The 20,172-nt window shown below is 71.8% G+C and carries 16 protein-coding genes; 8 read left to right on the top strand and 8 right to left on the bottom strand.

What is annotated here, in order from left to right; translation table 11 throughout:
* Window positions 1-127: 127 nt before the first annotated feature.
* Window positions 128-1,909, bottom strand: a complete 1,782-nt coding sequence (locus tag AOQ53_RS19225) for an ABC transporter ATP-binding protein (RefSeq protein ID WP_059418941.1) — start codon at window positions 1,907-1,909, stop codon at window positions 128-130.
* Complete coding sequence (locus AOQ53_RS19220; protein ID WP_059418939.1) at window positions 1,906-3,711, bottom strand: ABC transporter transmembrane domain-containing protein; 1,806 nt, start codon at window positions 3,709-3,711, stop codon at window positions 1,906-1,908. Before AOQ53_RS19220 ends, AOQ53_RS19225 begins: the two co-directional genes overlap by 4 nt.
* Before the next feature lie 199 nt (window positions 3,712-3,910).
* On the opposite strand from AOQ53_RS19220, the gene AOQ53_RS19215 reads away from it, so the two are divergent.
* Window positions 3,911-5,518 carry a peptide-N4-asparagine amidase gene (locus AOQ53_RS19215; protein WP_174523316.1) on the top strand — a complete coding sequence of 536 codons (1,608 nt, stop codon included), beginning with the start codon at window positions 3,911-3,913 and terminating at the stop codon, window positions 5,516-5,518.
* A gap of 175 nt (window positions 5,519-5,693) precedes the next feature.
* Entirely contained in the window at window positions 5,694-7,073 is a 1,380-nt protein-coding gene (locus AOQ53_RS19210; protein WP_059418937.1) for a cation:dicarboxylate symporter family transporter, read from the top strand.
* 69 nt (window positions 7,074-7,142) lie between these two features.
* Here AOQ53_RS19210 and AOQ53_RS19205 read toward each other — a convergent pair whose 3' ends face one another.
* Window positions 7,143-7,520 carry a VOC family protein gene (locus AOQ53_RS19205; protein WP_059418936.1) on the bottom strand — a complete coding sequence of 126 codons (378 nt, stop codon included), beginning with the start codon at window positions 7,518-7,520 and terminating at the stop codon, window positions 7,143-7,145.
* 122 nt (window positions 7,521-7,642) lie between these two features.
* Window positions 7,643-8,092, bottom strand: coding sequence for a MarR family winged helix-turn-helix transcriptional regulator (locus tag AOQ53_RS19200; RefSeq protein WP_059418935.1), 450 nt, complete (start codon window positions 8,090-8,092; stop codon window positions 7,643-7,645).
* 105 nt (window positions 8,093-8,197) lie between these two features.
* Between AOQ53_RS19200 and AOQ53_RS19195 the strand changes: the two genes are divergently transcribed.
* Both AOQ53_RS19195 and mltG read left to right on the top strand, forming a co-directional pair.
* Window positions 8,198-10,000, top strand: a complete 1,803-nt coding sequence (locus AOQ53_RS19195) for an ABC transporter ATP-binding protein (protein WP_059418933.1) — start codon at window positions 8,198-8,200, stop codon at window positions 9,998-10,000.
* A gap of 43 nt (window positions 10,001-10,043) precedes the next feature.
* Window positions 10,044-10,889: an endolytic transglycosylase MltG gene (mltG, locus tag AOQ53_RS19190; RefSeq protein ID WP_059418931.1), complete on the top strand. Its 846-nt coding sequence runs from the start codon at window positions 10,044-10,046 to the stop codon at window positions 10,887-10,889.
* A 141-nt stretch (window positions 10,890-11,030) separates the two neighbouring features.
* Here mltG and AOQ53_RS19185 read toward each other — a convergent pair whose 3' ends face one another.
* On the bottom strand, window positions 11,031-12,107 hold the full coding sequence (locus tag AOQ53_RS19185) for an NAD(P)-binding domain-containing protein (protein WP_059418929.1): 1,077 nt from the start codon (window positions 12,105-12,107) through the stop codon (window positions 11,031-11,033).
* 274 nt (window positions 12,108-12,381) lie between these two features.
* Between AOQ53_RS19185 and AOQ53_RS19180 the strand changes: the two genes are divergently transcribed.
* Window positions 12,382-12,696: a hypothetical protein gene (locus AOQ53_RS19180; protein ID WP_236711728.1), complete on the top strand. Its 315-nt coding sequence runs from the start codon at window positions 12,382-12,384 to the stop codon at window positions 12,694-12,696.
* A 74-nt stretch (window positions 12,697-12,770) separates the two neighbouring features.
* On the opposite strand, the gene AOQ53_RS19175 is transcribed toward AOQ53_RS19180, so the two are convergent.
* The 3 genes from AOQ53_RS19175 to AOQ53_RS19165 form a co-directional block, all read right to left on the bottom strand.
* Window positions 12,771-13,796, bottom strand: coding sequence for an ABC transporter substrate-binding protein (locus tag AOQ53_RS19175; protein ID WP_059418924.1), 1,026 nt, complete (start codon window positions 13,794-13,796; stop codon window positions 12,771-12,773).
* 62 nt (window positions 13,797-13,858) lie between these two features.
* Entirely contained in the window at window positions 13,859-14,599 is a 741-nt protein-coding gene (locus AOQ53_RS19170; protein ID WP_059418922.1) for an ABC transporter ATP-binding protein, read from the bottom strand.
* Window positions 14,572-15,441 (bottom strand): ABC transporter permease, encoded by an 870-nt coding sequence (locus AOQ53_RS19165; RefSeq protein WP_059418920.1) that lies wholly within the window; start codon window positions 15,439-15,441, stop codon window positions 14,572-14,574. Before AOQ53_RS19165 ends, AOQ53_RS19170 begins: the two co-directional genes overlap by 28 nt.
* 336 nt (window positions 15,442-15,777) lie before the next feature.
* Between AOQ53_RS19165 and AOQ53_RS19160 the strand changes: the two genes are divergently transcribed.
* From AOQ53_RS19160 to AOQ53_RS19150, 3 genes are all read left to right on the top strand, one after another.
* Window positions 15,778-16,200: a YjbQ family protein gene (locus tag AOQ53_RS19160; RefSeq protein WP_059418918.1), complete on the top strand. Its 423-nt coding sequence runs from the start codon at window positions 15,778-15,780 to the stop codon at window positions 16,198-16,200.
* Window positions 16,201-16,345: 145 nt separating this feature from the next.
* Window positions 16,346-19,327 (top strand): SpoIIE family protein phosphatase, encoded by a 2,982-nt coding sequence (locus tag AOQ53_RS19155; RefSeq protein WP_059418917.1) that lies wholly within the window; start codon window positions 16,346-16,348, stop codon window positions 19,325-19,327.
* Window positions 19,328-19,394: 67 nt separating this feature from the next.
* Window positions 19,395-20,172, top strand: a 778-nt coding sequence (locus tag AOQ53_RS19150) for an ATP-binding cassette domain-containing protein (RefSeq protein WP_148640353.1), incomplete at its 3' end; no start/stop codon positions are given.

The following is a 20,172-nucleotide window of genomic DNA, read 5'->3' as shown; positions in this document are numbered from 1 at the left end:
CGCTTCGGGACCGCGCAACGCCACGGAACGCCTCCGGCGGCTACCGACCGGGAGGCGGGGCCGACCGGGGCCGGACGAAGCGGGGCCGACCGGGCCGGACCGGTCCGGCCCCGGCCGGCCCCGCTTGTCACCCGTGCCACGACCTCCACAACGCCGCATACGCCCCGTCCGCCGCCACCAGTTCGTCATGGCTGCCCAGTTCGCTGATGCGGCCGTTCTCGACGACGGCGATGACGTCCGCGTCGTGGGCCGTGTGGAGGCGGTGGGCGATGGCGACGACGGTGCGGCCGTCGAGGACCTTGGCCAGGGATCGTTCCAGGTGGCGGGCGGCGCGCGGGTCGAGCAGGGATGTCGCCTCGTCCAGGACCAGGGTGTGCGGGTCCGCCAGCACCAGGCGGGCCAGGGCGACCTGCTGGGCCTGGGCCGGGGTGAGCGTCAGACCGCCCGAGCCGACCTCGGTGTCCAGGCCGTCGTCGAGCGCCCGGGCCCAGCCGTCCGCGTCGACCGCGCCCAGCGCCGCCCACAGCTCGGCGTCACCGGCGCCGGTCCGGGCGAGCCGGAGGTTGTCGCGCAGCGAGCCCACGAAGACGTGGTGCTCCTGGTTGACGAGGGCGACGTGGGCGCGGACGCGTTCCGCCGGCATCCGGGACAGCTCGGCGCTGCCCAGGGTGATCCGGCCGTCCCGGGGCGCGTAGATCCCGGCGAGCAGTCGGCCCAGCGTCGACTTGCCCGCACCCGAGGGGCCGACCAGGGCCAGCCGGGTGCCGGGGGAGACCTCCAGGGACACCTCGCGCAGGACGTCCACGCCCTCCACGTAGCCAAAATGCACCCGGTCTGCGTGCACATGGCGTCCGTCGGGGGACACGGAGGGGTCGCCGGCGTCCGGCTCGATGTCCCGGACCCCGACGAGCCGGGCCAGCGACACCTGGGCCACCTGGAGCTCGTCGTACCAGCGCAGGATCATGCCCACCGGGTCGACGAGCATCTGGGCGATCAGCGCGCCCGTCGTGAGCTGGCCGACGTCGATCCAGCCGTGCAGGGCGAACACGCCGCCGACCAGCAGGACCGAGGCGAGCACGGTCACGTGGGTGACGTTGACGACCGGGAAGAGCACCGACCGCAGCCACAGCGTGTAGCGCTCCCAGGCCGTCCACTCCCGGATCCGGCGCTCCGACAGCGCGACGCGCCGGTCGCCGAGGCGGTGCGCCTCGATGGTGCGCCCGGCGTCCACGGTCTCGGCGAGCGCGGCGGCCACGGCGGCGTACCCGGCGGCCTCCGAGCGGTAGGCGGCCGGTGCCCGCCGGAAGTACCAGCGGCAGCCGACGATCAGCAGCGGCAGGGCGAGCAGCACGGCGAGCGCCAGCGGCGGCGCCGTGACGACCAGCCCGCCCATCAGCAGCACCACCCACACCACGCCGATCGACAGCTGCGGCACGGCCTCGCGCATGGCGTTGGCCAGCCGGTCGATGTCCGTGGTGATCCGCGACAGCAGGTCGCCGGTCCCGGCCCGCTCCAGCACGCCGGGCGGCAGCCCGACCGACCGTACGAGGAAGTCCTCGCGCAGGTCGGCCAGCATCCGCTCGCCGAGCATCGCGCCACGCAGCCGCACCTGGCGGACGAACACGGCCTGGACGACCAGCGCCGTCACGAACAGTCCCGCCGTGAGCTCCAGCCGCAGGTCCCGAGCCCCGTCGGACACCCGCTCCACGACTCCGCCCAGGAGCCACGGACCGGCCATCGAGGCGACGACGGCGACCGTGTTGACGGCGACGAGCAGCAGGAACGCCCGGCGGTGCCGGCGCAGCAGTTCGGCCACATAGGCGCGGACGGTCGCGGGGGCACCGACCGGCAGGGTGTTCGCCGTAGTCGGGGCCGCCGGGTCGTACGCCGGTGGCGCCACGCCGATCATGCCTTCTCCTCGATCTCTTCCAGTTCTTCCAGTACGTCCGTCAGGACGACCGCGCCGTTCAGTGCGGCCTCGTCTTCCGTCTCGCGCGTGACGACCGCCCGGTAGCGGGGCTCGGTGTGCACCAGGTCGCGGTGGGTGCCGGTCGCCGCGACCGCGCCGTCGTGCAGGAACACGACCCGGTCGGCGCGGTCCAGCAGCAGCGGCGAGGAGGTGAACACCACGGTCGTGCGCCCCGCGCGCAGCTCCCGCACGCCCTGCGCGATCCGTGCCTCGGTGTGCGAGTCGACGGCCGAGGTCGGCTCGTCCAGGACGAGCACCTCCGGGTCCGTGATCAGCGACCGGGCGAGCGCGAGCCGCTGGCGCTGGCCACCGGACAGGGACCGGCCCCGTTCGGTGATCCGGGCGTCCATGGGGTCGGCGGCGTCCACCGAGCCCTGGACCAGCGCCGCCAGCACGTCGTCGCACTGCGCGGCGGCCAGCGCCGCCCGCGGTGCGACGGCGCCCGACGCGGGTACGTCGAACAGTTCGCGCAGCGAGCCGGACAGCAGCACCGGGTCCTTGTCCTGGACGAGGACGGCCGTACGGGCGCAGTCGAGTGGGAGTTCGTCGAGCGGCACGCCGCCCAGCAGCGCCGAGGGGCCCTCCTGCGCCGGGTGTCCGCCCAGCCGTTCCGCCAGCCGGCCCGCCGCGTCCGGGTCGCCGCACACCACGGCGGTGAGCAGGCCGCCGTTCGCGAGCAGCCCGGTGTCCGGGTCGTACAGATCTCCGGAGGGGAGGTCGGCCCCGAGCGTCCCGGCGGTGTCCGTGGCCCGCTCCAGCGCCAGCACGCCCGCGGCCCGTTCGGCGGACGGCCGGGAGAAGGAGTACGCCATGGCGATCTCCTCGAAGTGCCGCAGCGGATAGGTGAGGACCATCACCGAGCTGTAGACGGTGACCAGTTCGCCGACGGTGATCCGGCCCTGGCGCGCCAGGTGCACGCCGTACCAGACCACGGCGATGAGCAGCAGTCCCGGCAGCAGGACCTGGATCGCGGAGATCAGGGACCACATCCGGGCGCTGCGCACCGCGGCGTGCCGGACCTCCTGGGAGGCGCGGCGGTAGCGGTCGAGGAACAGTTCCTCACCGCCGATGCCGCGCAGCACGCGCAGACCGGCGACGGTGTCCGAGGCGAGTTCGGTGGCGCGTCCGGCCTTCTCGCGCTGCACGTCGGCACGCCGGGTGGCGCGGGGCAGCAGGGGCAGCACGGCGAGCGCCAGCACGGGCAGGCCCACGGCGACGACGACGCCGAGCGCGGGCTGGTAGACGAGCAGGGCGGCGCAGACCAGCACGATGGTGACCAGAGCCGCGGTGAACCGCGACCAGGCCTCCACGAACCAGCCGATCTTCTCGACGTCACCCGTGGAGACCGCCACGACCTCACCGGCGGCGACGCGCCGGGTCAGCGCCGAGCCCAACTGGGCGGCTTTGCGGGCGAGCAGCTGCTGGACGCGGGCGGCCGCCGTGATCCAGTTGGTGACGGCGCTGCGGTGCAGGAAGGTGCCGCCGACCGCGTTGCCGGCGCAGGCCAGCGCCAGCAGGCCGCCCCCCAGGGCGAGTTGCCCGCCGGAGCGGTCGACGACGGCCTGTACGGCGACACCGACGCAGAACGGCAGCGCGGCGACGGAGGCGAAGTGCAGCAGCCCCCAGGCCAGCGACTTGAGCTGCCCGTCCAGCTGATTCCGGAAGAGCCACCACAGGAATCGGGGACCCGAACGCGCGTCCGGCACGCCGGGGTCGGGATACGGAAGGTCTTGAATCTGCATGACGTCCCAGTGGCTCGTGTCAGGGGGGATGGGGGTTCGGCCGACGGCAACAAACCGTGACAGGTTCGCGTCGCCACGTGGTCGGAGGCAACCGGTTTTCGACCCACCGAACGGAACCGGCCGACAGGGGTGGGAAGTGGGTGTCCTGGCGGGCCGGTGCTCATTGCGGAGGCGGCGGACTCCCCGTAGAACACCGCCCATGAAGAGACGGATCGTCATGTCCATGCTTGCGGGAGCGACCCTCCTGGCGAGCACCCTCCTGGGGGCCGGTCCCGCCCGTGCGGCCGACGTCCCCGCCGAGTTCGGCACCGACTGGCACGACCCGGTCACGGCCGCCCCGTCCGTCACGAAGCCCGGCGGCAGGTCCTGCCAAATCACCGTCGCCCAGGCGCAGTTCCGCGACTTCACCCCGTACCGGGGCACGTACACGCCGCCCGGCGACTGCGGCGACCGCTGGAGCAAGGTGGTGCTGCGGCTCGACGGCAAGGTCAAGGGGCGCCAGTATGACCGGCTCGGCTACCTGCACGTCGGCGGGGTCGAGGTCTTCCGTACGTCGACACCGCAGCCCTCGCCCGACGGCATCGAGTGGTCGGTGGAGAAGGACGTCACCCGCTACAGCGACACCTTCCGCAGCCGCCAGGACGTCGAGATGCTCATCGGGAACGTCGTCGACGACACCTACACGGGTGTCCTCGACGTCAAGGTCACACTGACGTTCCACCAGGGCCGCCCCGACGGGAAGAGCCCCGACCGGGTCCTCACCCTCGGCCAGAGGGCCGATGGCGCGAGCACCCTCACGACCCCGCGCAACAGCGAACGCGTCGTCGCCGAGGTGTACGCCACCGGCTCCGGCGGCGGCTGCGAGGAGTACTGGTACCTGACGGTGCCCGACCCGGCGCCGTACTCCTGCAAGGCGGGCCAGGGCCCCTACCGCGAGGTGCAGATCCGTGTGGACGGCCGGCTCGCGGGCATCGCCGCACCGTTCCCCACCGTGTGGACCGGCGGTTGGTCCAACCCGTTCCTCTGGTACGTGATCCCGGGCCCGCGTGCCTTCGACATCAAGCCGATCACCTACGACCTCACCCCCTTCGCCGGGCTCCTCAACGACGGCCGCCCGCACCGCGTCGAGGTCTCGGTCGTCGGCGTGCCCGAGGGGCAGACCGGCTGGAGCACCCCCGTGAACGTCCTCGTCTGGCAGGACGAGCAGCGCGCCCACGTTCCCGGGAAGCTCACCGTGCACAAGGCGGGCGACCTCGCCAACTCCTCGTCATATACAGCCGGTTCGGAGCACCGGGTCGACACCGAGGGCGCCCACCGGCTGACCGCCGCCGGATACGTCGACACCTCGCACGGCCGCGTCACGACCACAGTCAGCCGTTCGCTCGTCAACGCCTCCGAGCACCGCTGGGTGGACGGCGAGACGACCGACGCCCTCGATGCCACCTGGACCGACGGCGAGTCGGTGACCGTCGACGGACGCGGACCGGCCCGCACCACGCGTACGCACCGGACCTACACGATGGACGGCACGACCACCCTCGGCGCGGGCGACCGGCTGCGCACCGTGCTGACCCTCGGCGACCGCGCCACGACCGTCGAGACGCGCGGCGGCCGCCGTACGGCGTGGTCACGGCTCGACGACTCCTACACGGGCGACGCCACCTACACGGCGAACGTGCCCCGCGACCAGCGGCACGCGGTCGGCACGACGAGCGAGCGCTATCGGCTCCACGGCGCGCACGGCTGCTACGACCGCACGCTGACCGCGATGCAGGGGGTTCTCACGGAGGACCGCCGTCGTTGCTGAGGGGGCCGGTGTGGCCTGTGTGACATGCCTCACTTAGGGCACTTTTACATGGCTGAAACGTTGCGGTCTTGTGCGCGATCAAGACAGCCTCCAGAGTGTACGGCTACGGAAACCGCTTTCCGTATTACAGAAGTCCCCTCCGGCCTCTGTGTGCCCCGTCCCCCTAGGAGGCCCCGTGCCACCGTCCGTACCGTCCCTACCGCGGCGCGTCGCACGCACCCTGCGTACCTCACTGTTCACGCAGGTCCTCTGCGCGCTCGTCCTGGGAATCGTCGTCGGGAAGCTGTGGCCGGATACGGCCACGGCTTTCCAGCCGCTCGGCGACGGTTTCACCCGGCTCATCAAGACGGTGATCTCGCCTCTGGTGTTCTGTGTGGTCGTCGTCGGCATCGCCAAGGCCGGTGACCTGAAGGCGTTCGGCCGGATCGGGGTCAAGGCCCTCGTCTGGTTCGAGGTCGCCTCCACCGCCGCCCTGGTCATCGGCCTCGTCGCGGCCAACGTCGTCGGACCCGGCAAGGGTATGAACGTCGACCCCTCCTCGCTGGACGCCGCTGCGGTGAACCAGACGACGGGCGGTGGTCAGCTGCCCTCGACGACCGAGTTCGTCCTCAACGCGCTGCCCGAGAGCTTCGTCGGCGCCTTCGCCGAGAACGAACTGCTCCAAGTCCTCATCCTGGCCTGCCTGGTGGGCGCCGCCCTGCTGCACCTCGGGCACACCAAGGTGCCGAAGATCCTGCCCGCCATCGACCAGGCCCAGGAAGTGATCTTCACGGTCGTCGGCTTCGTCATGCGGCTGGCCCCGATCGCGGTGTTCGGCGCGATGGCCCACCTGGTCGGCAACTACGGGCTGGGCGTGATGAAGACGTACGCCAAGCTCATCGTGCTCTGCTACGTGGCGGCCGCGCTGTTCGTCGTGCTGCTCGCCGTCGCCCTGCGGATGGTGACCGGGCTCAGTCTCTGGAAGTTCCTGCGCTACATCCGCGAGGAGATGCTGCTCGCGCTCGGCACCGCGTCCACCGAGTCGGTCATGCCGCGCGTGATGCAGAAGCTGCGCCGGGCCGGTGCCCGCGACGACGCGGTGGGTCTGGTGCTGCCCACGGGCTACTCCTTCAACCTCGACGGAGCCTCGCTCTACCTGTCCATCGGCACGCTGTTCATCGCCCAGGCCGTGGGCGTGGACCTGAGCCTGGGCCAGCAGGTCACCGTGGTCCTGGTGCTGATGCTGACCAGCAAGGGCATGGCGGGCATCCCCGGTTCGGCGTTCCTCGCCCTGTCCGCGACGGCCTCGTCCCTGGGTGCCATTCCGGCCGGAGCCGTCGCCCTGCTGCTCGGCGTGGACCGCATCATGGACTCGATGCGCGTCGTCACCAACCTGCTCGGCAACTGCGTCGCCGTGTTCGCGGTGTCCCGTTGGGAGGGTGCGCTGGACATCGAGCGGGCCAAGAAGGTGCTGGACGGCGAAACCGTGGCCGAGGACCTGGAGGGCGGCGACGAGCCCGTGCCGGCGGAGGTTCCGGCCCAGAAGACCAAGGAGACCGTCGCCGACGTCAGTTGACGACGGCAGGCGAGTGAGCCGCGGTCACCGCTCGGGAAATGCGAGCGGTGGCCGCGGCTCTTCGTGTGCTCAGTGACGCACCAGGCAGAAGGGATGCCCCGCCGGGTCCGCGTACACCCGCCAACTCCGCCCGTCCGTACCGGCGTCCAGCACCTCGGCGCCCCCGGCCAGCACCTGGTCCTGCGCGCGATCCAGGTCCGCGACGCCGAAGTCCAGGTGGAACTGCTGCGGCCGGGCGGGATCCGGCCACCGCGGCGGCCGGTAGTCCGCCACCCGCTGGAAGGCCAGCACGAAGCCGGACGGCGTGTGCAGCGTCGCCCAGTCCTCGTCCAGGGACCACCGCCGGTCCGGCTGGTTGACGGCACCGCCGAGGAGCGACCGGTAGAAGCCGGCGAGTTCTGAGGGGGCGGGGCAGTCCAGCACCACGCACTGCAGGTCGGCGATCATGGCGGGAGTCTAGGGTCTGTCCGGCGGATCATCGGCGGCACCTCGTCGCCGCAGATCGGCGCACCGGGCCCCGCCTCTGCGGCATGATCCGCCGGACAGACCCCAGGCCGACCTCCCGGGCGTCAGCAGGACCGCGCCGGCGTCCCGTCGATCAGCGTGTCCAGCAGCTCTCCCAGCGCCGCACGCTGGTGCTCCGTCAGGGGAGCCAGGATCTCCTCCGCGGCCGACCGGCGCGCCGCCCGCAGCTCGCGCAGCGCACCCCGGCCGTCGTCCGTGAGCTCGATGCGGATCACCCGCCGGTTCGCCGGATCCGGCACCCGGCGTACCTTGCCGCTCGCCTCCAGCCCGTCGACCAGCGTGGTCACGGCCCGGGGCACCACCTCCAGGCGCTCGGCCAGGTCGGCCATGCGCGGCGGCGACCCCCAGTGCGCGAGGGTGCGCAGCAGCCGGGACTGGGCCGGTGTGATGCCGAGGTCGCGATGCTCCAGATGGCGCTTCTGGATGCGGTGCACCCGGCGGGTGAGCCGCAGCAACTGCTCGGCGAGCAGGCCGTCGGAGTCGGGGGAGGTCATGCGGGAACAATATCAGGATGATGTTCATTGTGAGTATAGGTAACAATGAGCTACGATCCGATCCGCCGCCCTCGCCCCGGCCGTATCGCTCTCTCGAAGGAGCCCATGCACCCCGACCACGAAGCCCCCTGGACCGCACCCGCCGACTCGAAGGAAGAGCCCCGGCAGGTCCGCCGCATCCTCAGGCTCTTCCGCCCCTACCGGGGCCGCCTCGCGATCGTCGGCCTGCTGGTCGGCGCCGCGTCGCTGGTGTCGGTCGCCACGCCCTTCCTGCTGAAGGAGATCCTCGACGTCGCGATCCCGCAGGGGCGTACGGGCCTGCTCAGCCTGCTCGCCCTCGGCATGATCCTCAGCGCCGTCCTCACCAGCGTCTTCGGCGTCCTCCAGACGCTGATCTCCACGACGGTCGGCCAGCGCGTCATGCACGACCTGCGCACCGCCGTCTACGGCCGCCTCCAGCGCATGTCCCTCGCCTTCTTCACGCGCACGCGCACGGGCGAGGTGCAGTCCCGCATCGCCAACGACATCGGCGGCATGCAGGCCACCGTCACCTCCACCGCGACCTCCCTGGTCTCCAACCTCACCAGCGTCGTCGCCACGATCGTCGCGATGGTCGTCCTCGACTGGCGCCTGACCGTCGTCTCGCTGCTGTTGCTGCCGGTGTTCGTCTGGATCAGCCGCCGCGTCGGCAACGAACGCCGGAAGATCACCACCCAGCGCCAGAAGCAGATGGCCGCCATGGCCGCCACGGTCACCGAGTCGCTCTCCGTCAGCGGCATCCTGCTCGGCCGCACGATGGGCCGCTCCGACTCGCTGACGAAGTCCTTCGCCGAGGAGTCCGAGGAACTCGTCGACCTGGAGGTGCGGTCGAACATGGCGGGCCGGTGGCGCATGGCCGTCATCACGATCGTCATGGCCGCCCTGCCCGCCGTCATCTACTGGACCGCCGGCATGGCCCTCCAGCTGGGCGGCCCCCAGGTCTCCATCGGCACCATCGTCGCCTTCGTCTCGCTCCAGCAGGGCCTGTTCCGCCCGGCCGTGAGCCTCCTGTCGACCGGAGTGCAGATCCAGACCTCGCTCGCCCTCTTCCAGCGCATCTTCGAGTACCTCGACCTGCCGATCGACATCACCGAACGCGCGGACCCGGTCCGCCTCGACCGGGTCAAGGGCGAGGTCCGCTTCGAGAACGTCTCCTTCGGCTACGACGACAAGGGCGGCCCGGTCCTCGACCGCATCGACCTCACCGTCCCGGCCGGCGGCAGCCTCGCGATCGTCGGCCCCACCGGCGCCGGCAAGTCCACGCTCGGCTACCTGGTGCCCCGCCTCTACGACGTGACGGGCGGCCGCGTCACCCTCGACGGGGTCGACGTCCGCGACCTCGACTTCGACACCCTGGCGCGCGCGGTCGGCGTCGTCTCGCAGGAGACGTACCTCTTCCACGCCTCGGTCGCCGACAACCTGCGCTTCGCCAAGCCCGACGCCACCGACGAGGAGCTGCACCAGGCGGCGAAGGCTGCGCAGATCCACGACCACATCGCCGCCCTGCCCGACGGCTACGACACCGTCGTCGGCGAGCGCGGTCACCGTTTCTCCGGTGGCGAGAAGCAGCGCCTGGCCATTGCCCGGACGATCCTGCGCGACCCGCCGGTCCTCATCCTCGACGAGGCCACCAGCGCGCTGGACACCCGGACCGAGGCCGCCGTCCAGGACGCCATCGACGCGCTGTCGGCGAACCGCACCACACTGACCATCGCCCACCGGCTCTCCACCGTGCGGGGCGCCGACCAGATCGTGGTCCTCGACTCGGGGCGCGCGGTCGAACGCGGCACCCACGAGGAACTCCTGGGGCGGGACGGACGGTACGCGGCGCTCGTACGCCGGGACGCCCAACTGGAACCGACAAGATGAAAATATGCCAGGTTTATGCCGATATGCGGGTTACCGTGCCCGCATGCAGAAGAACACTCCGCCACGGAGCACGATTCGACTGACGCGCCGGGGCCGGATCGCCCTCGTCGTGACCGGAGCCGTCGTGGTCGGTACCGCCGTGGCGGTGCCGCTGCTGACCCTGGTGCCCGAGGAGGACGTCAGGCCCATGACCCTGGTGATCCCGGAGGGCTGGCGGGCGAGCCAGGTCTACGCCGCCGTCGACAAGGCCCTCGCCCTGCCCGCGGGCAGCACGAAGAAGTCACTGGCCAAGGCCGCCCTCAAACTGCCGAACGACGCAGAGGGCAATCCGGAGGGCTACCTCTTCCCGGCGACCTATCCGCTCCAGGAGAAGACGACTCCGGAGAAGCTCCTGGCGCTGATGGTCGACACCGCGAACGAGAAGTTCAACGGCGCGCCCATCGCCGCCGGGGCGCAGCGCAACGCCATGAACGTCTATCAGGCCGTCACCATCGCGAGCATCGTCCAGGCGGAGGCGGACACCAGGGCCGACATGGGCAAGGTGGCCCGGGTGATCTTCAACCGGCTCGAACGCGGCATGCCGCTGCAGATGGACTCCACCATCAACTACGCGCTGAACCGCTCCACACTCCGCACGACGGCGGACGACGCCCGCATCGACAGCCCCTACAACTCGTACCAGCGCATGGGCCTGCCGCCCACGCCGATCGACAACCCCGGCGAGGAGGCCGTGCGCGCCGCCATCAACCCACCCCCCGGCGACTGGCTGTACTTCGTCACGGTCCGCCCGGGCGACACCCGCTTCACCGCCGACTACGGCGAACACCAGCGCAACGTCGCCGAGTTCAACGCCCAGAGGAAGACCGCCGGGGGGCAGGCGGCCGGGTGATCCGGAGGGTGGCGTGCGGAGCGGCAGGGTGACCGGGTCGACGGCGCGTGGGTCGGGCGATTGGATCGGCCGTACGCTTCGCCTGGGGCGGGGCGTGGCAACCGGTGCCCGTTCCGGCCGGCCGGGTGACCCGGTCGGGCGTCACGCGGCGGCCGGTTCCCGTTCCAGCAGTCGCCTGAGGTCACGTACGGCCGCGCGGCCGGCGCGGTTGGCGCCGATGGTGCTGGCCGACGGGCCGTAGCCGACGAGGTGGATGCGCGGGTCGGCGGCCGCGCGTGTGCCCTCCAGGCGGATGCCGCCGCCCGGCTCGCGCAGGCGCAGTGGGGTGAGGTGGTCGACGGCGGCGCGGAAACCGGTGGCCCAGAGGATGACGTCGGCGTCGACGTGACGGCCGTCGTTCCACTCCACACCGTCCGCGGTGATGCGGTCGAACATCGGCTGCCGGTCGAGCACCCCGTCCTCGATGCCCTGCCGGATCGCGTCGTTGAGCGGCAGCCCGGTGACGGAGACGACGCTGCTGGGCGGCAGCCCCTGCCGTACCCGTTCCTCGACGAGCGCGACCGCCGCCCGGCCCGCGTTCTCGTCGAAGGGCCCCTCACGGAAGACGGGCGGACGCCGGGTCACCCAGGTGGTGGCGGCCGCGTACGAGGCGATCTCCAGCAGATGCTGGGTGCCCGAGGCGCCACCCCCCACCACGACGACCCGCTGCCCGGCGAACTCCTCCGGCCCGGGGTACTGCGCGGTGTGCAACTGCCGCCCCCGGAAGGTCTCCTGGCCCGGATAGCGCGGCCAGAACGGCCGGTCCCAGGTGCCGGTCGCGTTGATCAGCGCCCGCGTGGACCACACGCCCTGTGAGGTCTCCACGAGCAGCCGCCCGCCGGGCTCCTCGCGCACGGCCCGCACGTCGACGGGGCGCCGCACCCGCAGGTCGAACGCCCGCTCGTACCGGTCGAAGTAGTCGCTGATCACCTCGGCGGACGGGCGGGCCGGATCCGCGTCCGTGAGTTCCATCCCCGGCAGCGCGTGCATCCCGTGCACCTTGCCGTACGTCAGCGACGGCCAGCGGAACTGCCAGGCACCGCCAGGACCGGGGGAGCGGTCCAGCACGACGAAGTCGCGGTCCGGCTCGAAACCGGATCGCCGCAGGTGATAGGCGCCGGCCAGACCGGCCTGGCCGGCGCCTATGACGACTACGTCGACCTCGCGTGTGTTGTTCACGCTTCTACCAACCGTGCCGGGGCCGTGGATCTTCCCGGGCTGAACGAGGTGGCGGGTTCTGGTGCCGCATCAGGCAACGTTTGCCCTGTCCTGTGGTGAAGCACCACGCACCGTTCGGACGTTGCGCCAGATCGCAGCCATGGCCCCGGCAAAACGGCGGCAGACGTCCCGCCACTGCCTTGACCGCTCCGAAACACCAGCATTCCATCGGACGGCGTAGAGACGTCCGCCACTGCTCGCTGCCGTACGCACGCGGACGTAGCGTCATCCACAGGTGGCCGACTTCGAACGTGAATCGAGGAAAACCGAGATGGCAGTGTTGGTACACAATCAGGGCGCGGACTGGAACCAAGAGCTTTACCAGGCGACCTTCGACCGGACGACCGACCGCACAAATCCGCCTGCCGGGCTCATTGCCCACTTCGGAGCGCCTGGCGAGGCGGGCGGTTGGCAGGTCATCGACGTATGGGAGTCGGAAGACGCGTGGCGACGCTTCATGGAAGAGGCGGTTTACCCTGCCGCACAGGAGCTCGGAGCGCCGCCGTTCGACACGAAGATGGTCGAGATCTACAACTCCTTGATCCCGTAGCGGGGCCAGTGCCGTTCGAGCGGTCGGACCCTGTCCGCCTGTCGTTGGCAGGGCAAACGCTGCCTGATACGGCACTAGCCTTCCGAGGGCCGGGCCGCCGCGGTCGACGGCGGCAGGTCGCCGTTGAACCGGGTGTCGGTGAAGCCGGCGAAGTCGACCTTGCGCGGGATGAGCTTCAACGCCGTGAACGTGTCGGCGATCTCCTGCTCGGAGGCGATCAGCGGCTTGTCGACGGCGACCGCGATCCGGGTCGTGTAGGTGCGCTTCACCGCGGCCAGCGCCACGTCCTCGGGGAGCCCGGTGTCCTTCGCCCAGACCTTCGCCCACTCCTCCTCGTGGTCGTACACCCACCTGTAGGCGCGCCGCAGCCGCTCCAGATAATCCTTGACGGCGGCGGCCTTCTTCTTGTCCTTCAGCGCGTCCGGTGCCGCGACCTGGAAGGTGAGCCCGTTGGTCACACCGTCGCCGGCGGTCAGGACCCGGCCCTGCCTGGCCTTCAGCACCTGCGAGGTGTACGGGTCCCACACCGCCCAGGCATCGACCTTGCCGGCGGTGAACGCGGCGAGCGCGTCGGCCGGCTGAAGGTACTTGACCTTGATGTCGCTCAGCTTGAGCCCGGCCTTCCTCAGGGACGCGACCAGCTGGTAGTGCGCGGACGAACCCTGCGCGACGGCCACGGACCTGCCCTTGAGCTGCTCGGGACTCTTCAGGGGCGAGTCGTTCGGGACGAGGATGGTGTCGCCCTTGGACGTGCCGTGCCAGGCGGCCACGACCTTGATCTTCGAGCCCGCTCCGGCCGCGAAGACCGGCGGGGTGTTGCCCACGCCGCCGACGTCGACGGCCCCCGCGTTGATGGCCTCCAGCAGGGGTGGTCCGGAGGTGAATGTGGACCACTTGATCTTGTAGTCGAGGTTCTTCAGTTCCCCGGCGGCCCGCAGGATGGCCTCCGAACCACCCTTCTGGTCACCGACGTCGATCGTGACGGAGCCATGGCCGTCGGTGCCGCCGTCCGACGTACTGGCGGCCGAGTGGCCGCCGCAGGCGGTGAGCAGCAGGGCGAGGGGGAGGAGCAGGGCGGCGGGGGCGAGACGTCGTCGCATGGCGGTTCCGTTCGTGTGGGTCGTACGTGTGGGTCGCGTACGTGGGGTCGTCCGTGGAAGGGTCAGGCGGCTTCGGCGGCCGTCGCCTCGACGCCGAGGCGTTCGAGAAGGCCGGCGCGCAGTGCGGCGAAGCGCGGGTCGGTGATGTCACGGGGGCGGTCGAGGTCGATGCGCTGCTCGTGGGCGATGACGCCGCCGTCCATCACCAGGACGCGGTCGGCGAGCAGCACGGCCTCCTCCACGTCGTGGGTGACGAGGAGCACCGCGCAGCCCCGGCGCTGCCACAACTGGCCCACGAGCCGCTGGGCCTTGATGCGGGTGAGGGCGTCGAGCGCGCCGAACGGCTCGTCGAGCAGCAGCAGATCGGGCTCGCGCACCAACGCGCGTGCGAGCGAGGCGCGTTGGGCCTCGCCGCCGGAGAGAGTCTTGGGCCAGGCGTTCGAGCGGTGGCCGAGGCCGACCTCGTCGAGGGCCTGCTCGGCGACGGCGCGTTCGGGCTTGCCGGGCAGGCCGAGCAGGACGTTGCGCCAGACCTTCTTCCATGGCATCAGCCGGGGCGCCTGGAAGGCGACGGCCTTGCGGCGCGGCACCAGCACGGTGCCCTCGATGTCGCGGTCGAGCCCGGCGAGGATGCGCAGCAGGGTCGACTTGCCGCAGCCGCTGCGGCCCAGCAGGGCCACGAACTCGCCCGGCCGGACGTCCAGTCGCAGATCGTCGATGACGGCACGGCCGTCGAAGGACCGCGTGAGCCCCTCGACATGGACGGCCTGGGGGGTCACCGGCCGGTGAACGTGGGTCGCCATTGCAGCAGCAGCCTTTCGAGGGAGCGGACGATGAAGTCGGCGAGCAGGCCGAGGAAGGCGTAGACGACCAGGCAGACCACGATCACGTCGGTCCGCAGGAAGTCCCGCGCCTGCACCATCAGGAACCCGATGCCGGAGTCGGCGTTGACCTGTTCGGCGAAGACCAGCGCGAGCCAGGCGATGCCGAGCGAGTAGCGCAGACCGGTCATGGCGTTCGGCAGCGCGCCCGGGAGTACGACGTGCCGCACGAGCCCCCACCGCGACAGCCCGAGGGACTCCCCGGCCTCGATCAACTGGGCGTCCACGCCCCGGATCCCGGCGTAGACGTTGAGGTAGAGCGGGAAGGTCACGCCGAGCGTGATGATGGCGACCTTGGGGGCCTCGCCGATGCCGAACCAGATGATGAACAGCGGGATGAGACCCACGAACGGCACGGTCCGCAGCATCTGCACGGGCGCGTCCACCAGGTCCTCGCCGATCCGGAACAGTCCCGAGACCAGGGCGAGTCCGGTGCCGACGACCAGACCGAGCAGCAGCCCGGCCGCGACCCGCTGGAGCGAGGTGCCCATGGCCGCGGGCAGCGAGCCGTCGGCCACCATGTCCCCGGCGACCTGGGCGATACGGCCGGGCGAGGCGAGCACGTCCGGCTGCAACGCGCCCGTGCTGCTGAGGACTTGCCACAACGCCAGCAGCAGGACCGGGCCGGTGGTACGGCGCAGCCAGCGCGGGAGGCGAGTGCGGCGGGACGAGGTGGGGACGAGTGGCTGGAGATCGAGGTCGGGAGCCGATATAGGTGAAATATCGGGTTCCGATGACGTGGGCGGGGCATGACTGATGCTCATGAGGGCTCCACGGGGGAGAGCGAGGGCGGGAGGAGGTACGCCTCGCCGCCGCCGCACCGGCGAGAGCAGGGGCGCTCAGCGGGCAGGCGGAACCAGGGCGAGGGAACCGGAAAGTGAGGAGAGGAAGGGCGTCAGCAGCCGCGGCGACACGCGGCGGAGACCACCCGCAGCAGGTCGATGTGACCGCGCGTGGTGAGCAGGGCTGAACGCAACATGCCGCTGAACCTAGCCAGGTGGCATGCGCACGGTCAACGGGCGTCTCGCCCAGTGGACGCCTGTACCACCACCCGGGCGGGGTGACCGGGTGCAGCCCGGCTCGTGCGTCAGGATGGGGGCATGTCAGATGTCTTCACCACCCGAGTTCTGAACGTCAGTACCGGTTCCACGGAGAGGGTCGCCGACATCACCGGTGACTGTGAGTCCTTCCTGCGGGAGGCGGCGGCCGGGCGTGACGGCCTCCTCAATGTCTTCGTCCCGCACGCGACGGCCGGCATCGCCGTTCTCGAGACCGGCGCCGGCAGCGACGACGACCTTCTGGCCGCACTGCACACGCTGCTGCCCGCCGACGACCGCTGGCAGCACCGGCACGGCAGTCCCGGCCACGGCCGCGACCACGTCCTGCCGGCCCTTGTCCCGCCGCACGCGACCTTGCCGGTGCTGGGTGGCCGACTGGAGCTCGGGACGTGGCAGTCCGTGTGCCTCGTGGACACGAACAAGGACAACCCGGAACGGAAGGTGCGGTTGAGTTTCCTGGGGTGAGCGCGGTCCGCCCGGCCGGAGCCGCCCGGCATGGCGCCCGAACGGCTCCGGCGCACAGTGACGCCCGCCCGTAATGCCCGTATCCTCGTCAATGCCAGATTCTCTTCCGAGCAGCGGATGATCGCGGGCGCAAGCGAGGCGAAGCGTGGTTCGGTCCGGCGAGGAACCCAAGCCGGCGGGGCGTGCGACTGACGGCACGGGGCCCGCCCGGCTTCGCGAGCGGTTTCTCCAGGGCGAGCAGGTCGACGCGGGTGTCCGGACGTCCATCCTGAACTCGTGGCAGCGCTGCCGGTCCCTGGGGCTGTCGCCGGACCAGTCCGACCTGCCGTACCGGGAGGACTTCGATCCGGGGGGCCGTATCGTCCGCGCGGCCGTGCCGGTGCTCGACCGGCTCCAGGACGCGTTCTCCGGCAGTCAGGTCAACATCTCGGTCGCCGACGCGAACGGGACGGTCCTGCTGCGCCGGTTCGGGGACCCGGCGATGGCCAGGAGCCTCCCGGCGATCCAGCGGGTCCCGGGATTCGTCTTCGCCGAGCAGGTCGCCGGCACCAACGGCATCGGCCTCGCCCTGGCGGAGCGGCAGCTCATCCGCGTCTACGGCGCCGAGCACTTCGCGGAACGGTCCCAGGGCAGCGCCTGCGTCGCGATGCCCGTCCGTGACCCGCTCAGCGGACGCATCGAGGGTGTCCTGTGCTTCGGTTATCCGCGTGGTTTCGAACAGCCCGCGCTGAGCGCGGCGATCCGCCGGGCGGCCGAGAACATCGAGCGGCGGCTGCTGGGGCAGAGCTCCGCGCACGAGCGCGCCCTGCTGCGGACGTACCTGGCCGCCGGGGGCGGGGCCGGCCTGCGCAGCGGCATTGCCCTGGACGTACTGGCCGACGAGTTCCCCCCGCCTGACCAGGCGATCCTGAGGGAGAAGGCCGCCGAGCTGATCTCCCGCGGGCAGCGGGCCGCCGTCGACGTGACCCTGCCCGACGGCCGGCGGGTGACGCTCGTGAGCCGCCCGATGGCGAGTGCCTCCGGGATCCGGGGCTTCGCCATCGAGGCCGTGCTGCCGGGCGCCTCGGCGGGGAAGTCCCTGGTCCTCCCGCGCCAGGCGGACGAGTTGCCGGACCTCGCCGCCCTCCCGGCCGCCTCAGGGGCCGTACGGCCGTCGATCATCCTGCCGTCCGGGCACCTCGCGACCGCGTTCGGCCCGACCGCGGCGTCCGGCGGTGACCGGGGATCCGCGGAGGACGGCGGTCGGCCCACGGTGGACGGTGGCAGGGACGCGGCGGACGGCGGCAGAGTCATGGTGGACGGCGGCAGGGACGCTACGGACGGCGGTAAGGGCGCGACCGACGGCGGCAGGAGCGCTATGGACGACGGCGGGGGCCCGGCCGGCGGCGGGGGCGCGGCGGACGACCGCCCCGGCTCACCGTTCCCGGCCCGGGGGCTCGTGATGGTGGGGGAGCCGCACGTCGGGGCCTACGCCCTGGCCGCGCGCCGGCGCCTGGAGCTGCTGTCCGAGGCCAGCGCCCGCATCGGCACCACCCTGGACGTGCGCCGCACCGCCGAGGAACTGGCCGAGACGGCGGTCCCGCGCCTGGCCGACTTCGTCACCATCGACCTGCCCGATGCCGTCCTGCGCGGCGAGGAGTCCGCCGACCCCCTCGCCGACCTGCGCCGCACGGTGCTGCACGGCGTCCGCGAGGGCCTGCCCTTCACGCCGCCCGGCAAGCGCATCGACTTCGGCCCGACCGCGCCCCAGCTGCGCTGCCTGACCAGGGGCGAGGCGGTACTGGAACCGGACCTGAAGGCCGCCGCGGGCTGGCTCGCCCAGGACCCCGAGCACACCGCACGGCTGCTCGACCACGTCCACTCCCTCATCGCGGTGCCCCTGCTCGCGCGCGGTGTCGTCCTGGGCATCGCCAGCTTCTACCGCACCGGGAGTTCCTTCGGGGACGACGACCGCTCACTGGCCCAGGAACTCGCCACCCGCGCCGCCCTGTCCATCGACAACGCCCGGCGCTACACCCACGAACGCACCATGGTCCTGGCCCTCCAGCGCAGGCTCCTGCCGCACGGTCTGCCCGACCAGGACGCCGTCGAGGTGGCCCACCGCTATCTGCCCGCCGAGTCCGACGTGGGCGGGGACTGGTACGACGTCATCCCGCTCTCGGGCGCCCGTGTCGGGCTCCTCGTCGGCGACGTCGTCGGCCACGGCATGCTCTCCGCGGCCACCATGGGCAGGCTGCGCACCGCGGCACGCAGCTTCGCCGAGCTCGACTTCTCCCCGGACGAGGTCCTCACCCACCTCGACAACCTCGTGGGGCGCCTGGACCGGGAGGACCCCGACGGCAAGGGCGCCGGCGTCATCGGCGCGACCTGTCTGTACGCCGTCTACGACCCGACCGTGCAGCGGTGCCTCATGGCGCGCGCCGGTCACCCGCCGCCCGCACTCGTCCACCCCGACGGCACCGTGTCCTATCCCGACCTCCCGGCCGGGCCCCCGCTCGGTCTCGGGGGCCTGCCCTTCGACGCCGTCGAGATCGACGTCCCCGAGGGCAGCCAGCTGGTGCTCTACACCGACGGACTCATCGAGGACCGGCACCGCGACGTGGACGTGGTCCTGGAGCAGTTGCGCGTAGCCCTGGCCCATCCGGAGCGCGCGCCCGAGGAGACCTGCCAGGCCGTCCTGGACACCGTGGCGCCCGCGCACCCGCACGACGACATCGCCCTGCTCGTCGCGCGCGTCCACGCCCTGGACCCCGGCCGGATCGCCGCCTGGGAGCTGCCCGCCGACCCGGCGCTCGTCGGTGAGGTCCGGGCCTCCGCCATGCGCCGCCTGTCCGACTGGGGACTCGACGAGACCGCGTTCGCCGCGGAGCTGATCCTCAGCGAGCTGATCACCAACGCCATCCGGCACGGCACCGGGCCCATCCGGGTCCGGCTGCTGTACGGGCGCACCCTGATCTGTGAGGTCTCCGACGCCAGCAACACCGCCCCCCATCTGCGCCGGGCGGCCAGCACCGACGAGGGCGGACGCGGTCTGTTCCTCGTCGCGCAGCTCTCGCAGAGCTGGGGCACGCGCTACCTGTCGGAGGGCAAGGTCATCTGGGCCGAATGCGGGCTCGACGCCGCGTGAGACGTCCGCCGACCCGCGTGGGAGACACAGCGACCGAAAGATGTCCGAAATGCTGTAATTTGATCGGGTGCGCGACGCTCCTGACACGCCGGTGAAGGCGGCTTCACCCTTCGGGCCGGAGCCCTTGGTCCGTATCCGCGGGCTCGGCAAGCGGTTCGGCGGGACCGTCGCGCTGGCCGGGGTCGACCTCGACGTCCACGCCGGCAGCGTGCTCGCCCTCCTCGGGCCCAACGGCGCCGGCAAGTCCACGCTCATCAAGGTCCTCGCCGGGGTCCACCCCGCCGACGCGGGCCAGATCACCGTGGACGGCGAGCCCCTCGGCAGCCCTGCCGCGTCCCGGAGCATGTCCTTCATCCACCAGGACCTCGGTCTCGTGGAGTGGATGACAGCCGCCGAGAACATCGCCCTGACCAACGGATACGCCCGCCGAACCGGGCTGATCTCCTGGCGGCGCACCCGCGAGCGCTGTGTCGAGGCGCTGCGGATCGTCGCCGGGCACCTCGACCCCGACGCGCCGGTCTCCGGACTCGCACCGGCCGAGCGCTCGCTCGTCGCGATCGCCAGGGCCCTGGCGGCCCGCGCGAGGCTCATCGTCCTCGACGAGCCGACCGCCCGCCTGCCCGCCGCGGACAGCGCGCGGCTCTTCGGCGTCCTGCACGACCTGCGCGACCGCGGCCACGCCATCCTCTACGTCACTCACCGCCTGGACGAGGTGTACCAGGTCGCCGACACCTTCGCCGTACTGCGGGACGGCCGCCTCGTCAGCCACGGCCGCCTCGCCGGCCACAGCCCCGCCCGCCTGGTCCACGACATCGTCGGCGAGGAGGACGAACCACCGGCCACCC

Source organism: Streptomyces azureus (assembly GCF_001270025.1).
In the GTDB taxonomy this organism is placed as follows: domain Bacteria; phylum Actinomycetota; class Actinomycetes; order Streptomycetales; family Streptomycetaceae; genus Streptomyces; species Streptomyces azureus.
The sequence above is the reverse complement of the archived record's forward strand: the minus strand, read 5'-3'. Positions and strand labels throughout refer to the sequence as shown.